Annotated in this window: 14 protein-coding genes and 1 pseudogene; 4 read left to right on the plus strand and 11 right to left on the minus strand. The window is 71.8% G+C overall.

All coding sequences use genetic code 11. The features are described from left to right. A pseudogene (locus tag LUU90_RS25865) lies at positions 1–215 on the plus strand (UDP-glucose 6-dehydrogenase); the annotation flags it as partial. Positions 216–339: 124 nt separating this feature from the next. Here the strand turns inward: LUU90_RS25865 and LUU90_RS25870 are convergent. The 4 genes from LUU90_RS25870 to LUU90_RS25885 form a co-directional block, all read right to left on the minus strand. Beyond that, positions 340–1,731: a polysialyltransferase family glycosyltransferase gene (locus tag LUU90_RS25870; RefSeq protein WP_275007184.1), complete on the minus strand. Its 1,392-nt coding sequence runs from the start codon at positions 1,729–1,731 to the stop codon at positions 340–342. Then, on the minus strand, positions 1,732–2,694 hold the full coding sequence (locus LUU90_RS25875; RefSeq protein WP_275007186.1) for a glycosyltransferase: 963 nt from the start codon (positions 2,692–2,694) through the stop codon (positions 1,732–1,734). It abuts the gene before it with no gap. Between the two features lie 110 nt (positions 2,695–2,804). Then, on the minus strand, positions 2,805–4,919 hold the full coding sequence (locus tag LUU90_RS25880) for an acyltransferase family protein (RefSeq protein ID WP_275007187.1): 2,115 nt from the start codon (positions 4,917–4,919) through the stop codon (positions 2,805–2,807). A 96-nt stretch (positions 4,920–5,015) separates the two neighbouring features. Continuing rightward, entirely contained in the window at positions 5,016–6,896 is a 1,881-nt protein-coding gene (locus LUU90_RS25885) for an N-acetylmuramoyl-L-alanine amidase (protein WP_275007188.1), read from the minus strand. Between the two features lie 231 nt (positions 6,897–7,127). Between LUU90_RS25885 and LUU90_RS26435 the strand changes: the two genes are divergently transcribed. Continuing rightward, the gene (locus LUU90_RS26435; RefSeq protein WP_342471260.1) at positions 7,128–8,369 is read left to right on the plus strand and encodes a SpoIID/LytB domain-containing protein; all 1,242 of its coding nucleotides are present in this window, start codon (positions 7,128–7,130) and stop codon (positions 8,367–8,369) included. Positions 8,370–8,404: 35 nt separating this feature from the next. Here LUU90_RS26435 and LUU90_RS25895 read toward each other — a convergent pair whose 3' ends face one another. Then, entirely contained in the window at positions 8,405–8,623 is a 219-nt protein-coding gene (locus LUU90_RS25895; RefSeq protein ID WP_275007223.1) for a Trm112 family protein, read from the minus strand. Then, entirely contained in the window at positions 8,617–10,080 is a 1,464-nt protein-coding gene (locus tag LUU90_RS25900) for a phosphomannomutase/phosphoglucomutase (RefSeq protein ID WP_275007190.1), read from the minus strand. Before LUU90_RS25900 ends, LUU90_RS25895 begins: the two co-directional genes overlap by 7 nt. Before the next feature lie 142 nt (positions 10,081–10,222). Here LUU90_RS25900 and manA point away from each other — a divergent pair, with 142 nt between their 5' ends. Next, positions 10,223–11,461, plus strand: coding sequence for a mannose-6-phosphate isomerase, class I (manA, locus tag LUU90_RS25905; protein ID WP_275007192.1), 1,239 nt, complete (start codon positions 10,223–10,225; stop codon positions 11,459–11,461). A gap of 93 nt (positions 11,462–11,554) precedes the next feature. On the opposite strand, the gene LUU90_RS25910 is transcribed toward manA, so the two are convergent. The 4 genes from LUU90_RS25910 to LUU90_RS25925 are packed head-to-tail and all read right to left on the minus strand — an operon-like array spanning position 11,555 to position 15,125. Next, complete coding sequence (locus LUU90_RS25910) at positions 11,555–11,917, minus strand: DUF3499 domain-containing protein (protein WP_275007194.1); 363 nt, start codon at positions 11,915–11,917, stop codon at positions 11,555–11,557. A 51-nt stretch (positions 11,918–11,968) separates the two neighbouring features. Further along, entirely contained in the window at positions 11,969–13,006 is a 1,038-nt protein-coding gene (locus LUU90_RS25915; RefSeq protein ID WP_275007195.1) for a lysylphosphatidylglycerol synthase domain-containing protein, read from the minus strand. Further along, positions 13,003–14,103, minus strand: a complete 1,101-nt coding sequence (locus LUU90_RS25920; protein ID WP_275007197.1) for a glycosyltransferase — start codon at positions 14,101–14,103, stop codon at positions 13,003–13,005. The genes LUU90_RS25915 and LUU90_RS25920 overlap by 4 nt, the downstream gene beginning before the upstream one ends. Next, positions 14,103–15,125: a glycosyltransferase family 2 protein gene (locus tag LUU90_RS25925; protein WP_425596306.1), complete on the minus strand. Its 1,023-nt coding sequence runs from the start codon at positions 15,123–15,125 to the stop codon at positions 14,103–14,105. Before LUU90_RS25925 ends, LUU90_RS25920 begins: the two co-directional genes overlap by 1 nt. 258 nt (positions 15,126–15,383) lie before the next feature. Between LUU90_RS25925 and LUU90_RS25930 the strand changes: the two genes are divergently transcribed. Next, entirely contained in the window at positions 15,384–17,015 is a 1,632-nt protein-coding gene (locus LUU90_RS25930) for a glycosyltransferase family 39 protein (protein ID WP_275007200.1), read from the plus strand. Between the two features lie 1,360 nt (positions 17,016–18,375). On the opposite strand, the gene LUU90_RS25935 is transcribed toward LUU90_RS25930, so the two are convergent. Next, the gene (locus LUU90_RS25935) at positions 18,376–20,040 is read right to left on the minus strand and encodes a DUF2142 domain-containing protein (RefSeq protein WP_275007202.1); all 1,665 of its coding nucleotides are present in this window, start codon (positions 20,038–20,040) and stop codon (positions 18,376–18,378) included. Positions 20,041–20,128: the final 88 nt, after the last annotated feature.

Here is a 20,128-nt window from a genome sequence, read left to right on the forward strand (position 1 = left end):
TCCAGGGCATCATGAAGCGCATCAAGGCCAAGGGCGTCGAGGTCATCGTCTACGAACCCACCCTGGACGAGGACCAGTTCTACGCCTCCGAAGTCGTCCGCGACCTGGACCAGTTCAAGACCCGCTCCGACGTCATCATCGCCAACCGCCGCACCGAAGCCCTCGACGACGTCGCCGACAAGGTCTACACCCGCGACATCTACGGGCGAGACTGAGTCACGGCCTGCCGACATGACGAAGGGCTCCACCCGCATCGCGGGTGGAGCCCTTCTCTGTCCTGAGCGGCCGCTGTCCTGAGCGGCGCATCAACCCGATGCGCCGGCCAGGGAGCGGCGCCGATCAGTGCGGCTGGAACCTGATGGCCTTGCCGACCGCGGCGATCCTGCGCAGACGGCGGTTCCTACGGAGCATCCGGGCGGCGAGCCGACGGGCGCGGCGCTCGACTCGCGCGCGGTACGGCACCGCGACCGGCTCGACCACGGCCACGGCCTTCTCCTCCGCGGGCGGCTCCGGATCCACGAAGTACTTCGCGGCCCACGGCGCCTGCTCCAGGAGCGCCGCACGGCGCTCAGGAGACGGTTCCTCGAAGTGATCGGGCTGCATCGCCTGCGCGACCTCGGCGACGAGCAGCTGCACGTCGATCGCCGGGGGCTGCCGGACCGAGATCGCTCCGACCTCGTCCCACTCGACGCGGTTCAGCCGGACGTCCGTGATCGCCAACGGGATCCGGTTGCTGTCCTTGAAGCGGGGCAGACGTCCGAGAACCTTGTCCACGCCCACGGTGTAGCCGGTCATACCGTACGTCTCGACCGCCGTGGAGAGACCCGTCGAGAAGCAGCCGATCGCCACGGCGGGCCGGAGCCGGTCGTAGAGGATCTCGACGGGGACCGGCTCGTCGAGGACCTTGAGCTCGACACCGAGCGATCGACCGAGGTCGATCAGACTGTGGGTGAAGGCCGGAGGAGCGCTCGGATGCGGCTTGAACGCGATCGAGGAGTAGCCGAGCGCGACCGCGGCGCGGAGGAACTCCCGGTGCAGCTCCTCCTCCTCTTCCTCGGTGACCAGGCCGAGCGCGGCAAGATACTGGCCCAGCATGATCGCCTCGACGGGCTCGTCGACCATCGCACCGACGGAGGCGTTCTCGAACGCCACCTTCCCGTACTCCTGGACGACGGCGCGGAACGACTCGGCGGGTACGACGACGTTCTCGATGCCGTGCTCGCTGAGCAGCACCGGGCGCAGCCCGCCGGCGAGGTCCAGGTACAGCAGGCGGCGCAGGTTCTCCGCGACGCTGGGCCGGATGGGCTTGCGGGTCGGGCCGTAGCTCATCAGGCCGTCCGAGACGACGTCGATGGGCGCACCCCTGAACAGCCTCGTCAGGGTCGTCGAGGGCCGCACGGGCAGCGACTGGAGCGTGATGCCGAACTCGCCCTCGATGCCCGCGGCCTCGAGGAGGGTGTCCCGCCACATCGGGATCTTGCGTGTCGGCGGGTTCCATACCCGCGGGTGGTACGGGAAGATCAGCTCGTTGAGGTACACCACGCGGTCGAACCGGCTGGCCAGGGAGTCGAACCCCTGCTGCTCGATCAGGCTCCGGCCGATCTCGGGAATCTTCGCGTTGTTGATCACCAGCAGCACCCGCTGCTCGGTATCTCGGTAGAGCCCGGAGTCGATCGCGGCGGCCATCGTCGCCGCTGCCATGAACGTGGGTGCAATGAACAGCTGGTCCATTCAGCGAACCTCGATCCGGATAATCTTCTTCAGCACGATCCGCGTCGGCAGGTCGAAGTGAGTGAGCGCGGCCTTCATCGCCTCCTTGGGGAAGGAGTTCAGGAACGCCGAGGACCGGTGGAACAGCTCGCTCTGCAGCTCCGGCGAGAGCCTCGCCCGCATCGAGACATGGAAGGCGACGATCCGGCTCGCGCCGTAGGCCGCCTTCTCGATGTAGTCCCTGTTGCCCGTCTGCAGCGCGAGGTCACGGATGCCCGCGTAGGCGTCCAGGAAGTGGAGCGTGCTCGCGTTACCCGCCTGCGTCAGTGCCGTCGGGTTGGCGTCCTTGCGGTAGAAGTAGCCCTTGAGGCCCACCACCGCCGTGCGCTCCGTGTTCAGGTGGAGCCGCCAGAACCACGGCCGGTCGGCCGCCGTGCGCAGCGACTCGTCGAAGGCGAACAACTCGGGAGCGATGCGCTCCCGGTCGTACATCCCGGCCCACAGGTACGGGTAGTCGACCATCGTGCGGCTTCCGCGCAGCCCGATCTGCGTCTTCGGGTCCAGCGCGACGTCGCGCACCTCCTCAGGGGCGCGGCGCACACTGCGGTTCATGGCGTCGACACGCACGTGGTCGGTCCGGACGAAGTCGACGTCGAGCCGCTTGAGGCTGTCGAGCGTCTCCTCGAGATGTCCCGCCTGGTACCAGTCGTCAGCATCCAGGTACGTGAGGTACCGGCCGTCTGCCTGCTCGAGCGCGAGGTTCCGGGAACGAGCGACACCGTAGTTCTCGGGATTGCGGATCAGCGTGAGCCACGGCATCTTCTCCGCGGCCTGCTCCAGGAGCTCAGGCGTCGCGTCCGTCGAATGATCATCGATAATGATGAACTGGAAGTCGTCCCGATAGTTGCTTCGAATAGTCGCCAGACAATTCGGTAGAAAAGTGGCCGCGTTATACACCGGCACGATCACACTGAGAGTCGTCAAGGCTCCATCCTGAGGTAAGTTGCTACGGCAGAGTACACGGGAGCACATTCGGGGCTGTGCCCGGACTCACGCGTCAGTCGGCAAGTGAGCCTGCTGGCCCAAGTAAAGTATCATCGATCCCCCGCCTCCCCGGCGTGCTGCGCGAGGGATCCTGCAGCCGGCCAGAGCGCGTCCGCGATGTACGGACGCAGGCTGCGAGCATAGGTGTCGGTGATGTGGTTGTGGTCCCGGTAGACCATGACGTTCCCCACCACCGGCATGCACTGCTCCGGGCCGCAGAAGCGGTCGGTGAGGTCCAGCAGCTGCACGTCGGCCGCCAACCGGACCGCCGCGTCGAACGTCGCGTGCCCCGGGTCGGCGAAGGCCACCTCGCGCGGCACCGCACAGTCCTCCGGGACCGTCGAGTGGTCGGCCACGCACTCGAGGACGTCCCTGCGCGGGCGGGGCGCGTCCTTCAGGGCCACGACCCGGGAGCCTGCCTCATGGAGCGCGTTCCACATCCGGACGAGCCCGTCGACACCGTCGGACGGGCTGGCGAACTCGGAGTCACCGTACATCCCCGTCACCACGATGTCGGGGGCGTCAGCGCGCAGCGCGGCCAGGGTCTTCACGTTGGCCTCATGGCAGGGCTTGGCGAACCGCGCCACCCTGGGCTCGAGCGAGAAGATGCACGAGTCGTGCAGGTACGTGACGACGCGCCAGCCCCGCTCCTCCGCCGCGCTGACGATCGGCGAGGCGAACATCCGGACGTGCGAGTCCCCCACCACCGCGATCGTGCGGGTTCCCGCCGGGTCGCCGAACTCGCAGACGGGAGTGACGTCGGATGCGGCGCCGCCGGCGCAGGCCGCGTACGTCCGGCTCAGCTCCTTGTGCACGTCCCTGAGGTTCGGCACGATCACCGGATCCGGTGTGACGAAGGCGGGGACGCGGGTACCGGAGATCGCCTCGGCACCGTAGCCGGAGCCAGGTCCGACGACGATGCCGACCGACTCCTGGCGCCATTCCTGCTCGATCACCTGGGCCCGGATCGTCGGGGTCACGGCGATGGCCGCCGTCATCGCCATCGCCCCCGCCGCGGCGATGAGCATCCTGCCGTTCGGCCTCGCCCAGCGGCCCAGGCGGACCGGTCGCTCCACCAGGACATAGCTGAGCTGGGCCAGGAGCAACGAGAGCGCGAGGAGTCCGAGGGACTCCAGAGCGCTCGGCCTCCGGTCCGCCCAGATCCCGAAGCAGATGATGACCGGGAAGTGCCAGAGGTACAACGAGTACGAGACGTTGCCCAGCCACTGCACCCCGGGCCGGTCGACGAACCAGGTCAGCGAGCCCGGACCAGCCGTGCGACCCGCCGCGACGACCGCCACCGCTCCGAGCACCGGCACGAGAGCCGCGACGCCGGGGAACGGGCTGGCCGCCGTCAGCAGGAACGCACCCAGCGTGATCGTTCCCAGCCCGGCCAGGGCCAGCACCGAACGTGCCGCCACGAAGCGGTCGGTGTGCCGCAGCACGACCGCGAGAAGACCACCGACCCCCAGCTCCCACAGCCGGGTCGTGGTCGCGAAGTACGCCGCGGGGTCGCCGGCGTTCACCTGGAGCACGCTCCAGGCGAACGAGGCGGCCACGATCAGACCGAACAGGACGAGCACGAGCGCGCGCAGGGCACGCGTCCGGTTGCCCCGGACGCGACGCACCGCGAGCGCGGCACCCACGACCACGAGCGGCCAGAGCAGGTAGAACTGCTCCTCGACCGCCAGGGACCAGAAGTGCTGGAACGGCGTCGCGACGTTGTCGGCGGCCAGGTAGTCGACCGCGTCGCCGGCGAGCACCCAGTTCTGCACGTAGAAGATCGACGCCAGCGCCTGGCGCTGCAGGTTCGCCCAGTCGGTGACGGGCACCACCGCGGTCGCCACGACCACGGTCACGCCGATCGCCACGAGGCTGGCCGGCAGGATGCGTCGCGCACGGCCGGCCCAGAACTTGGTGAGCGAGAGCCTGCCCGTCTGCTCCACCTCACGGAGCATGTGGCCGGTGATCAGGAAGCCCGAGATGACGAAGAAGACATCGACGCCGATGAAGCCGCCGGGGAGCATGGTCGGCTCGAGGTGGTAGATCACCACCAGCGCGACGGCGACCGCACGCAGCGCCTGGACCTCCGGAAGGAAGCGTCGCCGCTCCGTGGGGTTCTCGCCCGTGCGCGTGCGTCCGGGCGCGGGAAGAGGGCTGGCCACGGATCCTTGCATGAAGTGCCTTTCGCTCATCGGGCACGAGGGCCCGCTGAATTTTCGGGGCGGCAGGCGGGGGGCCCGCTGCCCTCGGCACTCCGGTCAGAAGTCTCGGACCAGGCCGATCCCGCTCACCCGTACCTCGTCGCCCCCGATCGCCTCCAGCGCGATACCGCCGCTGCGGCTGCTCTCCAGGTCGACCGTGAAGACTCTGTGGTCGGAGGAAGCTCCGGACAGGTCGATGACGCCCACGCTCGATCCGGCGAAGATCACTCGTAGGCGACCGTAACCGGGGCTGGTGGGTGCCACCACTCGGACCTGCGATGTCTGTCGGACGTTGCTGATCTTGATCCGCGCACCGTCCCGCGCTGTCCGGTAGGCGTGCCCCGCGTGGTAGTCCGGGTCGGTGACCTTACGCCACGCGGAGTCGATGGACCACTGTGCCGGAATGGTCTCACGAGACGTCCGCACGAGCGTCCGCATCGTTCCCCGGTGATGGCTGCTGTTCAGGGCCCGGACCGCGTACCAGGTGGATCGCCCCGGATCGCTCTCGAGCACCGCGGACGTACCTGTCACCGTACGTACCGAGTACCAGTACGGCCGCGTCGGCATCTCCGCAGAGTACCGTGCGGTCCGCGCGAGGATCTGATAGCGGGCAGCGCCGGGCACCGGGTCCCAGCGGTAGCGCTGCTTCGCGCTCCATTGGATCGGTGCCTGCGCGGACGTGGGCCGGTGCACCGCCGGGGCCGGTAGCGACCGAGGCCGCCCGTACCGTGCCCGTGCCGCATCGACCCGCTCGTCGACCGCACGGCGGATGTCAGCCAGCCGCTGGTTCAGGTAGCGACCGGGGCAGGCCGTGGCGTTGGTCCGCCCGTGCGGGAGGATGCGCGGTACCCGGACCCGGTCTCCCGGTGAGGTGCGGGACGTGTCGCCGGCCGTGCCCCGGTCGGTCAGCACCGTCGTGCCCAGCGGGTCGAGGCCGTACTGGTACGCCTTCCACGCGTAGACCCTGACCATTCCGGTGATCAGTGCCGAGGACGGCCGCGCGCTGTCGAAGCTGCCGATCGCCGAGACACCGATGGTCCCGGTGTTGAATCCGCCTGCTTGAGCGCCGATCGGGTTGTCGTACACGGCACCGGTACGCCCCTGGAAGATTCTGCCGAACCGGTCGACGAGAAACTGGTACCCGATGTCCGGCCAACCTCGCGACCTCGTGTGATAGGCGTGGATCCCCCGGACGATCGCGGACGACTGGCTCCTGCCGTACGAATTGGTCCCTGCCGTGTGGTGCACGAACATCGCCTGCAGGTCACCCGACACCTCGGGCCACGGCTCGGACATGGACTCGTCCGCTCCCCACGCCGAGCGGCTGACCGTCCTGGGTCGGATCTCGTAGCCGGTGGCCGCGGTGGCGGTCGCCGCTGGGCCGGTGGCCTGCCCCACCGTCGCATCAGCGGCCGAGGCACCCGGATCGATGACGGCGACACGCAGTCCCGCCGGTGTCCGGCCGCTGGCGGTGCGCACCCGCGCCTGCACGGCGTCGGCGCCCGTGGAGACGAACGGCTCGGTACCCGCACGCCCGCCGACCTCCTCGGCGTCGTCGAAGCCCACCGCCTGCCAGTCGCCCCAGGAGCCGTCCTCGCGGACCCGCAGCGCGACCTCGGTGACCTCCTCGCCGGCAGTCGCCTTCCAGGTGACGCCCGCGACGAGGAACTCGATCGTCCCGGTCCTGGCGCTCAGTGCCGCGAGGCGCCCTGGGCTCGCGTGGGCCGCGGCGTCGTGCCCGTGTCGCGCCACGTCGCCCAGCGCCGTCGGGTCGCGTCGCGCCACGGGGTCGACCCCGGCCAGCCGCAGCTCTACGAGCTCCGGCGACACGGCCGTCGCCTCGGGCGCAGGCAACGACGCGACCGGGAGGACGAGCCCACCGAGGGCGAGCAGGACCACGAGTACCGGTGCGGTGAGATGGCGCGCGGGATGCCCCATGTCATGACCGTAGCCAGCAAGGCCTGTCTGCGCCGCTCAGAACCACCGGGGTGCCGGCGAGTGCCCACGCCGCCCGGAGATGCCGCGCCGTGCCGGGTGAGGCACAGTGGCAGGGACGGTGGAGGTGACGTGATGGTTGTTCGACGACGGGCCACACGGCGAACCGCTCAGGGATCCACGGCCCGACAGAGCCGGGCAGGGCCGTTTCGTACGGCCGCCGGAGCGGCGGTGATGACCGCTCTGCTGCTGCTGGCGCACGCGGTGCCGGCGTCCGCCGCCGTGCCGGGAAGCTTCGCCATCAAGGGCTCGGGCTACGGCCACGGGATCGGGATGCCGCAGTACGGCGCCTATCAGATGGCTCGCGAAGGAGCGTCTGCCACACGCATCCTGCGCCACTACTACACGGACGCCTCGGCGAGCCACCGCTCGACGCCTGTCCGGATCGGCGTCCAGGTGCACGGCCCGGACCCCTACGGCTTCCGCGGCTACGGAGACACACGGGACAGCACGAGGATCACCGTCGCGCACGGCTGGTGGCGCCTGGTCGCCGGGGGCAAGCAGATCGAGTCCGGCCCCGCCGGCAGGCTCTCGGTGACGGCGTCCGACGGGTCCGTGGTGGTCCGGGCCGACGGCCGCAAGCTCCGCCGCGACCGGATGGTGCTCGAATGGGCGGGCACGCCGCAGTACAAGCCCACCGCCCGCCCCGCGACCGTCTCGGTCGGGGGCGCGCACGGCACCTACCGGCACGGCCGGATGGTCATCTCCGCGAGCCGCGGGGTACCCAATATCGTGAACGAGCTGCGCCTCACCTCCGAGTACCTCTACGGCATCGCGGAGATGCCGTCGTCCTGGGGCGCGACCGGAGGCCGGGAGGCGCTGCGCGCGCAGGCCGTCGTGGCCCGCTCCTACGCGGTGCTCAAGGCGCGCGACTGGAAGCCGAGATGTCGGTGTCATGTCGTCGACGACGTGCGGGACCAGCAGTTCTCCGGCTGGGAGAAGGAGGCCGAGGCCACGTACGGCAAGTACTGGCGGTCCGCCGTCGACGCGACGTGGACCTCGGCTCGCCGAGGACGGGTCCTCACCTCCGAGGGTCGGCCGGTGGAGGCGCACTACTTCTCGTCCAGCGGTGGGCGGACGGCGAACTCCGAGGACGTGTGGTCGACGGCGCTGCCGTACGAGCGGTCCGTGTCCGACCCGTACAGCAAGAAGGCCCCGGGCAACTCGTACGCCTCGTGGACACGGGTGCTCCACCAGTCCAAGGCCCGGGAGCTCTTCGGGCTGGGCAACGTCGCGTCGATCAAGGTCACCTCCCGCTACTCGAGCGGGCAGGCCCGTACGCTGACGGCGACGTCGGCACGGGGCGCCACCTCGACCATCAGAGGGAAGGCCGACCAGGTCCGGACGACCGTGGGTCCCTACACCGTCGCGGGGAGCCTGCCCTCGGCGTGGATCGGCGCCGTCCGGTCACGCTGACCAGGTCACGCTGACCGGGCGCCGGCCCGCACCCGTCAGAGCGGCCGCGCGTCCGACTCCAGCAGCACCGGGATCCCGTGGCGGACCGGGTAGGCGAGGGGATGGTCGGGGTCGGTCGAGTGCAGCTCCGGCTCGCCCCCGGGCCCGACGCCGTCGGTCAGCGTCGCACCGGTCACCGGGCACCGCAGGATCTCGCGGACCCACGGGTCGAGCGTCTCGGTCCTGCCCGTGCTGGTCTTGTCTGTGCTCACGATGCCTCTTCTTCCTCGGTCGGGACGGCCGGCTCGCGCACGAGCGACAGGACGTCGTCGCGCACCTTCTCCATGATGTCCTGGTCCGCGGCCTCGACGTTCAGCCGTAGCAACGGCTCGGTGTTGGACGCACGCAGGTTGAACCACCACTGGGGGTGGGACTCCCAGTGCGAGACCGTCACACCGTCCAGGGTGTCCACGACGACCTCCGGGTACGCGGCCCGGTAGGCGTGCAGCACCCGCTCGGTCGCGGCGGCGGCGTCCGCGACCGTGGAGTTGATCTCCCCGGAACCCGAGTACGGCTCGAACATCTCCGCCAGCTCCGACATCGTGCGGTCCTGCGAGCTCAACGCCGCCAGGACGTGCAGCGCGGCCAGCATCCCGGTATCCGCGAACCAGAAGTCCCGGAAGTAGTAGTGCGCGCTGTGCTCCCCACCGAACACCGCACCATGCTGCGCCATCTGCGCCTTGATGAACGAGTGCCCCACCCGGGTCCGCACCACCGACGCACCCGCAGCGGACAACAGGTCCGGCACCGCACGCGACGTGATCAGGTTGTGGATCACCGTCGGAGCACGACCCGCGGCCAGTTCCTTGGTCACCTCCGCCAACCCCACCAGTGCCGTCACGGCCGACGGCGAGACCGCACCACCACGCTCGTCCACCACGAAGCACCGGTCCGCGTCCCCGTCGAACGCGAGACCCAGGTCGGCCTCGTTCGCCACCACGGCCGCCTGCAGATCGATCAGGTTGGCCGGCTCCAACGGGTTCGCCTCATGGTTCGGGAACGAACCGTCCAGCTCGAAGTACAGCGGCACCAGCTCCAGCGGCAGGCCGGGCAGGCCCGCCGCGTCCCCCAGGACCGCCGGGACCGTCAGACCGGCCATACCGTTGCCCGCATCCACGACCACCTTCAGCGGCCGAGCCCCGGAGAGGTCCACCAGCGACCGCAGGAAGCCCGCGTAGTCCGCGAGCAGGTCCCGCTCGACGACCTGGCCGGCGTCACCCGCCGGGTCCGGGATCCCGTGCTCGAGGTAGCCCTGCGCCAGCTCGCGGACCTGCGCCAGGCCGGTCTCCTGCCCCACCGGACGCGCACCCGACCGGCACAGCTTGATCCCGTTGTACTCCGCCGGGTTGTGACTCGCGGTGAACATCGCCCCCGGCAGATCCATCTGCCCCGACGCGAAGTACAGGCCGTCGGTCGAGCACAACCCGATCAGCGTCACATCCACCCCCGCCGCGGTCAGACCCTCCGCGAACGCGTCCACCAGCTCAGGACCCGATTCCCGCATGTCCCGGCCGACCACGACGCCGGGCCGGGCATCAGCACCCGCGTCCGGCAGCACCACCGCCGCGGCGAAGGCCGCCCCGATCGCACGTGCCACCTCCCGCGAGAGCTCCGTGGGCACCAGTCCCCGTACGTCGTATGCCTTGATGATTCTGCTGAGGTCGAGAGCCACGTCGCCAGCGTACGCGGATCGGCGGCCCGGGAGGTCGAGTGGCGGGCCCGGGTCTCGTCCGGGCCCCCGCACTTCACCCCTCCCTCCTGCTCCGACAAACTGCTCTCACATCTCCTGACCAGTGGCGGGCTATTCTGGCGCGGTGCTTGCCGTAGCCCAGTTTCACGCGCCCCTGCCACTGACCAACACGATCCAGCGGTACGACTGGGGGTCCGTCGAAGCGATCCCGAACCTCCTCGGCGCCGACCCGGACGGTGGACCGCAGGCCGAGCTGTGGCTCGGCGCGCACACCAGCGCGCCGTCGGTCAGCGTGATCCAGGACGAGGATGTCGCGCTCGACCGCCTGGTGCGCGAAGCACCCGTGCAGACGCTCGGCCACCGCGTGGCGGAGCAGTTCGGCCCGCGCCTCCCCTACCTGCTGAAGATCCTGGCAGCGGGCAAGGCGCTCTCGCTCCAGGTCCACCCGTCGCCGCGGCAGGCCAGGGAGGGCTTCGCGCGCGAGAACAAGGCGGGCGTGCCGCTGTCGTCGCCGAAGCGGTCCTTCAAGGACGACCAGCACAAGCCCGAGATGATCGTCGCGCTGTCGCAGTTCGAGGGGCTCGCGGGTTTCCGCACGCCGCGCATCATCCTCGACGTGCTGGACGGCCTGCCGGGCGACCTCGTCGAGGGCGTCCGCGCCGCGCTGCTGCGCGACCGCAGCCACGACGGCATGCGCGACGCTTTCAACCACCTGCTGTCGGCACGCGGCTCCGATGCCTGCGCCGCCGACATCCAGATCACCCTTGACTCCGTCCGGGCCCGCCTGGCCGCCGGCTCGCCGTTCGAGCGCGCCGACCGCACGGTGGTCGACCTCGCCGAGCAGCACCCGGGCGACCCCGGCGCCATCGCCTCCCTCATGCTCAACCGGTTCTCGCTCGAGCCGGGCGAGGCCGCGTTCACGCCCGCCGGCGTCGTGCACGCCTATCTGTCCGGGCTGGGCATCGAGATCATGGCCAGCTCCGACAACGTGCTGCGCGCCGGGCTCACCACCAAGCTCGTGGACGAGGAGAACCTCGTCGCCTGCACCGTGTTCGCCCCGCAGCAGCCGTCCATCCCGGAGATGACGACGGCGGGCAGCCGTGGGCAGGTGCACACCTACCGCGTACCGGTCACGGAGTTCGCCCTGACGACCGCCGACGTCGACCCCGCCGAGCCGGTCACGCTGCCCGCCACTGGCCCGCGGATCCTGCTGTGCCTGGCGGGCGACCTCAAGCTCGAAGCGGACCGCTCGGAGGACGGGCCGCAGCGCCTCGTCCAGGGCGAGTCGGTCTTCGTGCCCCACGACGCGGGCAACCTGGTCCTCTCGGGCGCGGGTCACGCGGTCTGCGCCTGGGTCCCATAACCGCCTCACCCCCACCCGTTGAGTGCTGGGTATTTGTGCACTCGAACCGTTTCGAGAGCGCAAATACCCAGCACTCAACGAGTTGGGCGGGCGTCAGGCCGAGGAGTCGTCGTCGGCGCGCAGGACACGGAGGTGTCCACGGCGCGCGGTCTCCGTGACCGTCGGCGGCTCGGCCGGCCGGCGCACCTTTCCCGCCTCGCGCACGGCGTCGGCGAGGGCGGACAGGTCGTCAGGGCTGGGCCCGGCGTCCTCGAACTCGGGCATCAGGCGGACCACCTCCCACCCGCGCGGCGCGGTCAGCCGCTCAGCGTGCTCCGCGCACAGGTCGTAGCTGTGGGGCTCGGCCAGGTGCGCAAGCGGACCCAGTACCGCTGTCGAGTCCGCGTACACATACGTGAGCGTCGCTACGGCCGCGTTGGTACAGGCCGAGCGCGAACACTGTCTCACCGATCTCACGCGCCGAGACTACGCCCTGACCGGGCACAACGCGGCGAACACGCCGGGTGGTCACGGGCGTAACGGCGGGGGTTCGACGCCGGCGCTCCGCGCGCCGCGGGCCAGGAACAGCCCGGCACCCGCGAACGCCAGGTCGATCACGGTCAGGACGACCCTGCTGACGAGCACCGCGAGCGCCGCCGCGGGAGCCGGCAGCGCGCCCGCGAGGACCGCGGCGAGCACCAGCTCCCGCACTCCCGCGCCGGCGGGCGCGACGACGAACAGGAACCCGGCAGTCCAGGCGAGAGCCCAGCCACCGGCGGCGAGGGCGAAGGTCCGCAGGGTGGGTGGCAGGCCCAGCCCGGTGCAGAGCACCCAGAGCTGCAGCCCGGCGACGAGCCATCCGGCCACCGACCAGCAGACCGCGCGGCCCAGGCCGCCCCAGGTCATCGGGTGCTCGAGCGCACCGCGCCCGGTGCGGCGGAGGACCGACCCGATCATCCGGTTGAGCACGGGCGGCACGAGCACCACCACGACCACGGGCGCCGCCCACACCACCCAGGACCACCTACCCAGCGCACCGCCGGACACGAACGGCAGCGCCACCGCGCCCACGGCCGCGCCCGACGCCACCGACACGGCGACGGCCACCAGCATCGACGCCGCCGATCGGCCGCGCGGCACGCGGTGCCCCGCTCCGACCTCCGCGGCGGCCACGACGTTCCACACGCCGCCCGGTACGTACTTGCCGAGCTGGCTGATGCCGAACACCGCGACGGCGCTCCGCAACGACAGGGGCGAGCCCAGGTCCGCGAGGACCGCGCGCCAGGCCAGCAGCGTGCACCACACGTACAGGGCGCCGAGGACCACGACCAGGGCCATCTCGGTCCCGGACAAGTCCCGCGCCGCACGGGCCAAGGGCTCCCGGTTGCCCAGCACGTACCAGACCGCCAGGCCCAGGGCGACGGTCAGGAAGCCCCACCGCACCCACGGCGAGCGCAGGACGGCGAGCGCGCCCCGGACCGCCGGGCGGACGACTCCCCGGACGCCCGAACGGCCGGCCGGGCGGCCCACGGGCGCCGGTGTCGTGCCCGCGCGGCTCTCCGTCACAGTGCACCCCGGCGGTGCAGCTCGGCGACCAGCGGCTCGGTGACGGCCTGCGGCCGGATCCGGTCCCGTCCCTGCGCGGCGCGCACCCGGGCGGCGGCCAGGGCCGCGGGTGCGCAGAGCCCGACGAGCGCGTCCGCCAGCGCCCGGGGGTCGGCCGCCGGGACCAGCTCGACGTTCTCCCCCACCGCCCGCCGCTGCGGTGGTGTGTCCGACGTGACCACCACGCAGCCCGCCGCGAGCCCTTGGTACACCTTGTTGGGCACGACCCGCAGGCCCTTCGGGGTGTCGCTGAAGATACCGAGGCAGACCTGGTGGTCCGCGACGAGACCGGGCAGCAGGTCGGGCTCCACCCAGTCGTGCCAGGTGACCCCCGGTGTCCCCGCGAGGATCTCGCGTACCCGGGGTAGCTCCTGGCCTGTGCCGACCATCGTCACGCGCAGCGCGGCGCCCGCGGCGACGGCGTCCCGCACCGCCTCGGCGATGACCGGCGCGCCCTGGAGCGGGGTGTACAGCCCGAAGAAGACGACGGACAGCGTGGGAGCCTCGCGGGTCTCGGCCGACGGGGAGCTTGTCGCGCGCCAGGCGTCCGGCGCGCCGACCAGCACGACCACGCCCTTGTCCGGCTCGGGGAGCATCTGGCGGTGCTCCTCGGTGTCGGTCACGACCAGGTCGGCGCACGCGACGGCCAGCCGGTCCAGCCCGCTCAGCAACCGCACCCGCAGGCCGGCGGCCCCACGGTCGGTGGCGGTGTCCCCGGCGAAGACGAGATGGTCGAGCACGACGACCGAGCGCGGGTACAGCAACCGCGCGAGGATCACGTCGAAGTGCCCCAGGTAGCCGACGAGCACGGCACCCGGGCGGCCTTCCGCCCGCCGCTGCCGCACGGCGTCGCCGACCAGGCCCGCCCAGCACCGCAGCAGACGGAGCAGGAGGGCGGGCAGGCGCCAGGGCTGCTGGAGCAGACGCACCCGCTCGGCGGTGGAGAAGCCGAGGGGCCGGTTCAGCTCGGTGACCTTCACGCCGTGGGCACGCAGCCCGGCGATCAGGACGGCGATGCGGGGGTGGCGTGCCGCGTCGTAGGTTCCGAGAGCGATCACTACACGGCCGCCGGGAGGTCGGCGGAGCCCGTCGACCGGCCCTGGCCGAGCGGCCCGGCCCGATCGACCGGGCCCGGCTCGTTCCCGCCCGACGATCTCCGGTTCTCCGTGGCCGCGGATCCGGCCGGCGCCGCCGTCGTGCCGTACTGGACGTCTTTGAGGCGCTCCAGCGTCTCCTCGAGCAGCACCCGGTTGGTGCGCTGAAGGTCGGCGAGGACGAGCAGGGCGAAGCTGAGCAGGGCGCCCACGAGGGAGGTCGCGCCGAGCACGATGGACTGGAGGTGCTGCCCGCCCGTCCCGGTGGCGAGGAGCACCGCGTACCTGCCGAACGGGATCGCGGCACCGAGCGTGAAGGCCAGGCCGAGCGTGATGAACACGGCGTGCGGCTTGTACATCACGTAGGACCGGCTGATCGCCTGGCCCGACTTGATGATGTGCTGCCCCATGCTCGTGAAGAGCCGCGACTCCCGGGTCTTCGGGTTGGTCGTGACGGGCAGGCTCTGGATCCGCAGGCGCTTGTGGCCGGCCTGGATGATCGTCTCCATGCAATAGCTGAACTGCGTGACGACGTTGAGCCGCATCAACGCCCCGCGTGAATACGCACGAAAGCCGCTCGCGGCGTCGGGCAGATCTGTACCCGCGGCAAAGTTGACGACATTGCTGCCTATCTTCTGCAGCGCCTTCTTCAGCGGGGAGAAATGCTCGATGGTGCCGGTCTGCCGGTCGGCGATCACAATGTCGGCGTCGCCCAGCACCACGGGCATCACGAGGTCGCCGATCCGTTCCTGCGGGTACTGGTTGTCGCCGTCGGTGTTCACCACGATGTCCGCGCCGTGCCGGAGCGCGTAGTCGACGCCGTCGCGGAACGACCTGGCCAGCCCCATGTTGCGGGTGTGGTGGACGAAGTGCCGCACCCCGAGGCGGCGCGCCACCTCGACCGTGCCGTCCGTGGACCCGTCGTCGACGACCAGGATCTCTATCTCGTCGATACCCGGAATACTGCGGGGAATCGTGGCAAGCACCAGAGGAAGGGTTTCTTCCTCGTTCAAGCAGGGGATCTGCACGAACAGCTTCATGGCCCTGTGCTTTCGGTAGCAGGCTTTCGGCACGCAGTTGCGGTCAGGGGATGCGGCAAGCGGTTACGGCAAGCGGTAGTGGCGTCGCCACCGTAAGCACGAAAGGTGGCCGAGACATGAACATCGCGTGCCATGTAGCGACTGTTATCCGGCCGTTATCGCCGGTGCCCGGATCGTCCAGTTCGGCGTGGATACCCTGCTCGCGTGACCCGACCTCGCGCGGTTCCGGTCGTCGTGTGGCTGATCGTGCTCCTGCACCTGGCGGTGATGCTCGGCCAGACCGCCGTCTTCCCCCATCTCCGTTCGCCCGACGAACGCCAGCACGTGGACCTCGTCCTCCAGGTGCGGCAGGGCGACGCCTGGCCGTGGCCCGGCCCCGGCACCACCTACGTGACACAGGGCGTGACGGCGGGCGGCTTCGTCGAGGCCGACAGCCTCGACGGGCCGCTGCACCTTGCCGACCGGGACGACGTGCCGCCGCGCGGCGAGCGGCCCTCGTACCTGGACGCCGGCGGCACCGCGACGCTGACGGCCGAGGCGCCCGACGGCAGCGTCGCGCCGGTGTTCAACCAGCTGGTGCAGCACCCGCCGCTGTACTACCTGCTCGGGGCGGGCGTCGTGAGCCTGGTGCCCGACTGGCAGGACGCGCCGCTGGACCAGGTGTGGCTGCTCCTGCGCTGGTGGAACGCGCTGCTCGCCCTGCCGCTGCCCCTGCTGCTGTTCGCCGCCGCACGGCGCCTGCGGCTCCCCGAACCGCTCCCGGTCGCCGCCGCGCTGGTCCCGCTCGCGATCCCCGAGCTGACGCACCTGGAGTCGGCGGTCAACAACGACAACCTCCTCGTGATCCTCGGGGCGTGCGCCACGCTGCTGGTGATCCGGGTCCTCACCGGCGACCTGAGCCGCCGCACGGCCGCCCTGCTGGGGCTCGTCACGATGCTCGCCCTGCTGACCAAGGGCTTCGCGCTGATGTTCCCCCCGTGGATCCTGCTGGCCTACGCCGTCGTCGCCTACCGGCACCGCGACCGCCTCCGGACCGCGGTGGTGGCGCTGCTGGTGGCCGCCACCCTCACCCTTCCCGGCATCGCCTGGTGGGTGCGCAACGTCGTGGTGCACGGCATGCTCCAGCCGCACGGCACACACGCCACGCCCCCTGACCTCACCCCCGTCCACGGCTGGGCCGACGGCGGTCTCGCCTGGCTCGGTCGGTTCACGGAACGCATGGTCACGCTCTTCTTCGTGCAGGACCACGCCGCCACCCGTGAGCACGACGCCTCGTGGTGGATGGCCCGCGTGGCGCTCGTCGTGGTCCTGGCCGGCCTGGTCACCGCACTGGTGCGCCGACCGGTGCCCCGGCTCGACGCGCTCGTGCTGCTGTTCCCGGTGCCCGCCCTCGCCGGGATCGTCGCCCGCGGCTCGTGGGAGCAGTTCGCGGCGTTCCACGACCTCGGCGCCGCGCAGCAGGGCCGGTACCTGTACACCGGCCTGGTGGGGCTGATGGTCGTCGCGCTCGCCGGCGCGGCGGTGCTGCGCCCCGGACGGCGCCGCGTGGTGCCGGCGGCCCTGCTGGTGCTCGCCTGCGGCATGCACCTGGCGTACCAGCATGACGTCTGGCGCCTGTACTGGATGCCGTACGACGCCGGGCCGGGTGCGTTCGCCGACGCCCTGGCCGCCGTCGGCCACTGGTACGCGTTCCCGAGCGCCGTGCCGGTCGCGGTGCTGGTCGCAGGTGTGGCGCTCGCCGCAGCCGTCGCGCTCTCGCTCACGCGGAGCGCTGTCGGCGAACGGCGGCCCGGGCGCTCCGCCAGCGCCGACGCCGAACCGCTGGCCGCCGCATGATCCGCGCGCTCGTCCGGACCGCCACGCGCATCCGGTCGCGGTCCGAGCAGCTGGCCCGTGGCCGGGCCGAACACCTGGCGCTCGGCTGCGCGGTGCTCACCGGGATGCTCCTCGCCCTGGTGGTCGCCCTCGCGGACGCCCCGTACGCGACCGGCGACGAGCCGCCGCACGTCGACTACGCGTACCAGGTGTGGCACGGCGAGCTGCCGGTCTTCGAGGACGGCCTCGAGCTGCGGCCCGACGGCGCCTGGCTCGCCCCGGTGCAGTGGACGGCCCAGCATCCGCCGCTGTACTACCTGCTGATCGCCCCGCTCGTGGGCCCGCTCGCCGACGCCGGGCACCCCGTGGCCGCCGTCTATGCCGCGCGCGGCGTGAACGTGCTGCTCAGCGGCGTCTTCGTGCTCGCGGTCGGATGGAGCGCCCGGCGCCTGAGCCGGCCGGGCAGCACGCTCCCCGTGCTCGCCGCGTTCCTCGCCGGGGCCATGCCCGCCGCCGCCCACGTCGGCGGCAACGCGTACAACGACCTGCTGGCCGCCACCGGCGTCACCGTCCTCTTCGGGCTCGCGGCGACGGTGGTGCGCCGCGGCCTCGACACCCGGCTGATCGCGCTGCTGTCGCTCGTCGCCGCGGCGTGCGCGCTCACCCGGCTGTCCGCGGCGCTCATCGCGGCGGTGGTCGCGGGTGTCGCCCTGGCTGCCGGCGGGGTCCGGGCCGCGCAAAGTCGCGGCCGATGGGCGCACGTCGTGGCGCTGGCGGCGGCCGGGCCGGGTGCGGTGCTGGCCACCAGCGGCTGGTTCTACCTGCGCAACCTGCGGCTGACCGGCACGATCACGGGGTCACACTTCGACTGGGCGCTGGAGAACCAGAACCGGCAGGTCCGGCCCGTGTGGGCGGTGCTCGCCGACCCCGAGACCTGGCTCCGGCTGCCCGACCTCTTCTGGTGGGCCGGGCGCCTGCCCCCGAACACGCCCCTCACGGTCACCACGCTGGTGGTTACCGCCGTGCTGCTCGTCTGGACACCGCTGGTGATCGCGCTGCTCAGGAGGCGTTTCGTCGGACCGACCTACGGTGGCGGCGGCCCGGCCGACGAAGACCCGACCCGGACCGACGCGCTGCTCCTGCGGGCGCTGCCGGTCGTCGCGGTGCTCGTCGCGGTGTCCGTGCAGGTCGCGTACGCCTCCAGCAGCGGCGGCGTCTACCCGCGTTACCTCCTGGTGGTCTCTCTTCCGCTGTGCCTGGCGATCGCGGCGGGCCTGGCCGTACGGCCCCGGCTGCTCGTTCCGGCCTGGACCGCGCTCACCGTGCTCGACCTCGCGGTCTGGCTGACGGTCGAGCTGGTCACGCCGCCGGAGCCGGGCTACTACTCCGAGCCGCCGCTGCTCGCCGCCGTGGCGGGCGGCGTGGCAGCCGCGGCCGTCGTGTGCTCGGCGGTGCTCGCGCTGGGCGCCGTCCGGGAGATCGGCGTCGCGCGGGTGAACCGGGCCGCCGCCACGACGGCGGCGACTCCGACGAGCAGCGCCACGGATCCGACCAGCGCGAGCTGAACGCCCGTCAGCGGGCTCCACCCGGCCCAGCGAGCGGCGGCGTCGGCCACCGACTGGCCGCTCCCCTGGTAGAAACCCCAGAACCCGTAGGCCAGGCCGCTCGCCGCGGCGAAGGCCGCCGCGCCGGTCACCCACGGCACCGCCCGGTGCAGCCGCCCGCCGAGCAGGGCCTGCAGGCCGAGCGCCGTCCCGGCGCCGAGCGCGAGGAGCCCGGCGAACAGATACCGGCCCTGCACCGCGGAGATCCACCCGTGGGCCGAGTAGTCGGGCCAGGCGTTGACCAGGACCCCGCACCACAGCGCCGCCGGCTGCAGCAGGAGCACGGCGGTGGCCCGCCGCGCGGGACCCCGCACCACGGCCAGGCCGCACAGTGCCGCGACGACGACGGCGGCCGTCCAGAAGACGGCGTCGGGCAGCCGGAGCTCCAGCCAGCCGAAGTTGCCGAAGAACGACCGGGTCAGGCTGGTCACGACGGTCCGCAGGAAGTACCAGAGGCCTTCCGGCTCCGACTCGACGAACCGGTCCGGTATGCCGACCGGCTGGACCGCGCCCAGCACCAGCAGGTTGCGCAGCCACCACCAGCCGCCCACCACGAACGCCGTCCCGCCCGCGACCAGCGCGCCCGCCACGCGCCGCGGACGCGGCCCGGACGCCAGCAGGTAGGCGGCGGCCACCACGGGCAGCGCGAACGCCGCCATGACCTTGGTCAGCAGTCCGACGCCGACCACCACGCCGAGCCCGGCCGCCGTCCGCAGCCGGAGGTCGCCGGTCAGCACCCGGACGCCCAGGTAGGCGGTCGCCGCCCCGCTGAGCGTGACGAGCGCGTCGTTCGTGACGCTGCCCAGGATGTGCCCCGCCTGCGGCACGAACAGCGTGAACGACGCCGCCACCAGCGCCGCGGCACGCGATCCCGACAGCCGGCGCACGGCAGCGGCGGTCAGCAGCGGCAGCGGAAGCAGCAGCGCGACGTCGAACAGCCGCAGCACGAGGAGCTGGATATCCCACCGAGCCTCGGCGGTGCCCGTCACGTGCAGTACGCCGGCCGCCACCGCGTAGTACAGCGGCGGGTGCTGCGTCATCTGGTCGACGGCCTCGGGGTCCATCGCCCGGGTGCTGGTGCCCGGCGGGACGGCGTCCGCCAGCGCGTTCTCGCGGGTGACCATGCCGCGCTCGGCGTCGAGGGTCGGCGGCACCGTGACGAACGCGGGGATGCCCTCCCGGTCGAGGTGCCGGCCGGGGACGTCCGTCGTCAGGGCGGCCTGGTCGCGTGCCGCGTCGACCGCCGGGCCGACGAGCGCCTTACCGGCCGCCGGCCATCCGCCGCCGTACGCGACGCGCAGCACGCTGTTGACGTGCTGTGGCTCGTCGGGAGCCCGGAACGCCGGGGTCAGCACTGCCCAGAGCACGCCCGTCAACGTGACGAGAGCGGTGATCAGGGCAAGCGCCCGGCGGTACGCCGCCTCGGCGGGATCGTCGCGCACGGCAACAGGATAGGGGTGCACGCGGGACTCGGCGCCCGATCCGCGCCCGGAGAGCGATCCCGCACGACGGGCGCAGGTCGGCGTAGTC

The organism is Promicromonospora iranensis (genome assembly GCF_028994775.1).
In the GTDB taxonomy this organism is placed as follows: Bacteria; Actinomycetota; Actinomycetes; order Actinomycetales; family Cellulomonadaceae; genus Promicromonospora; species Promicromonospora iranensis_A.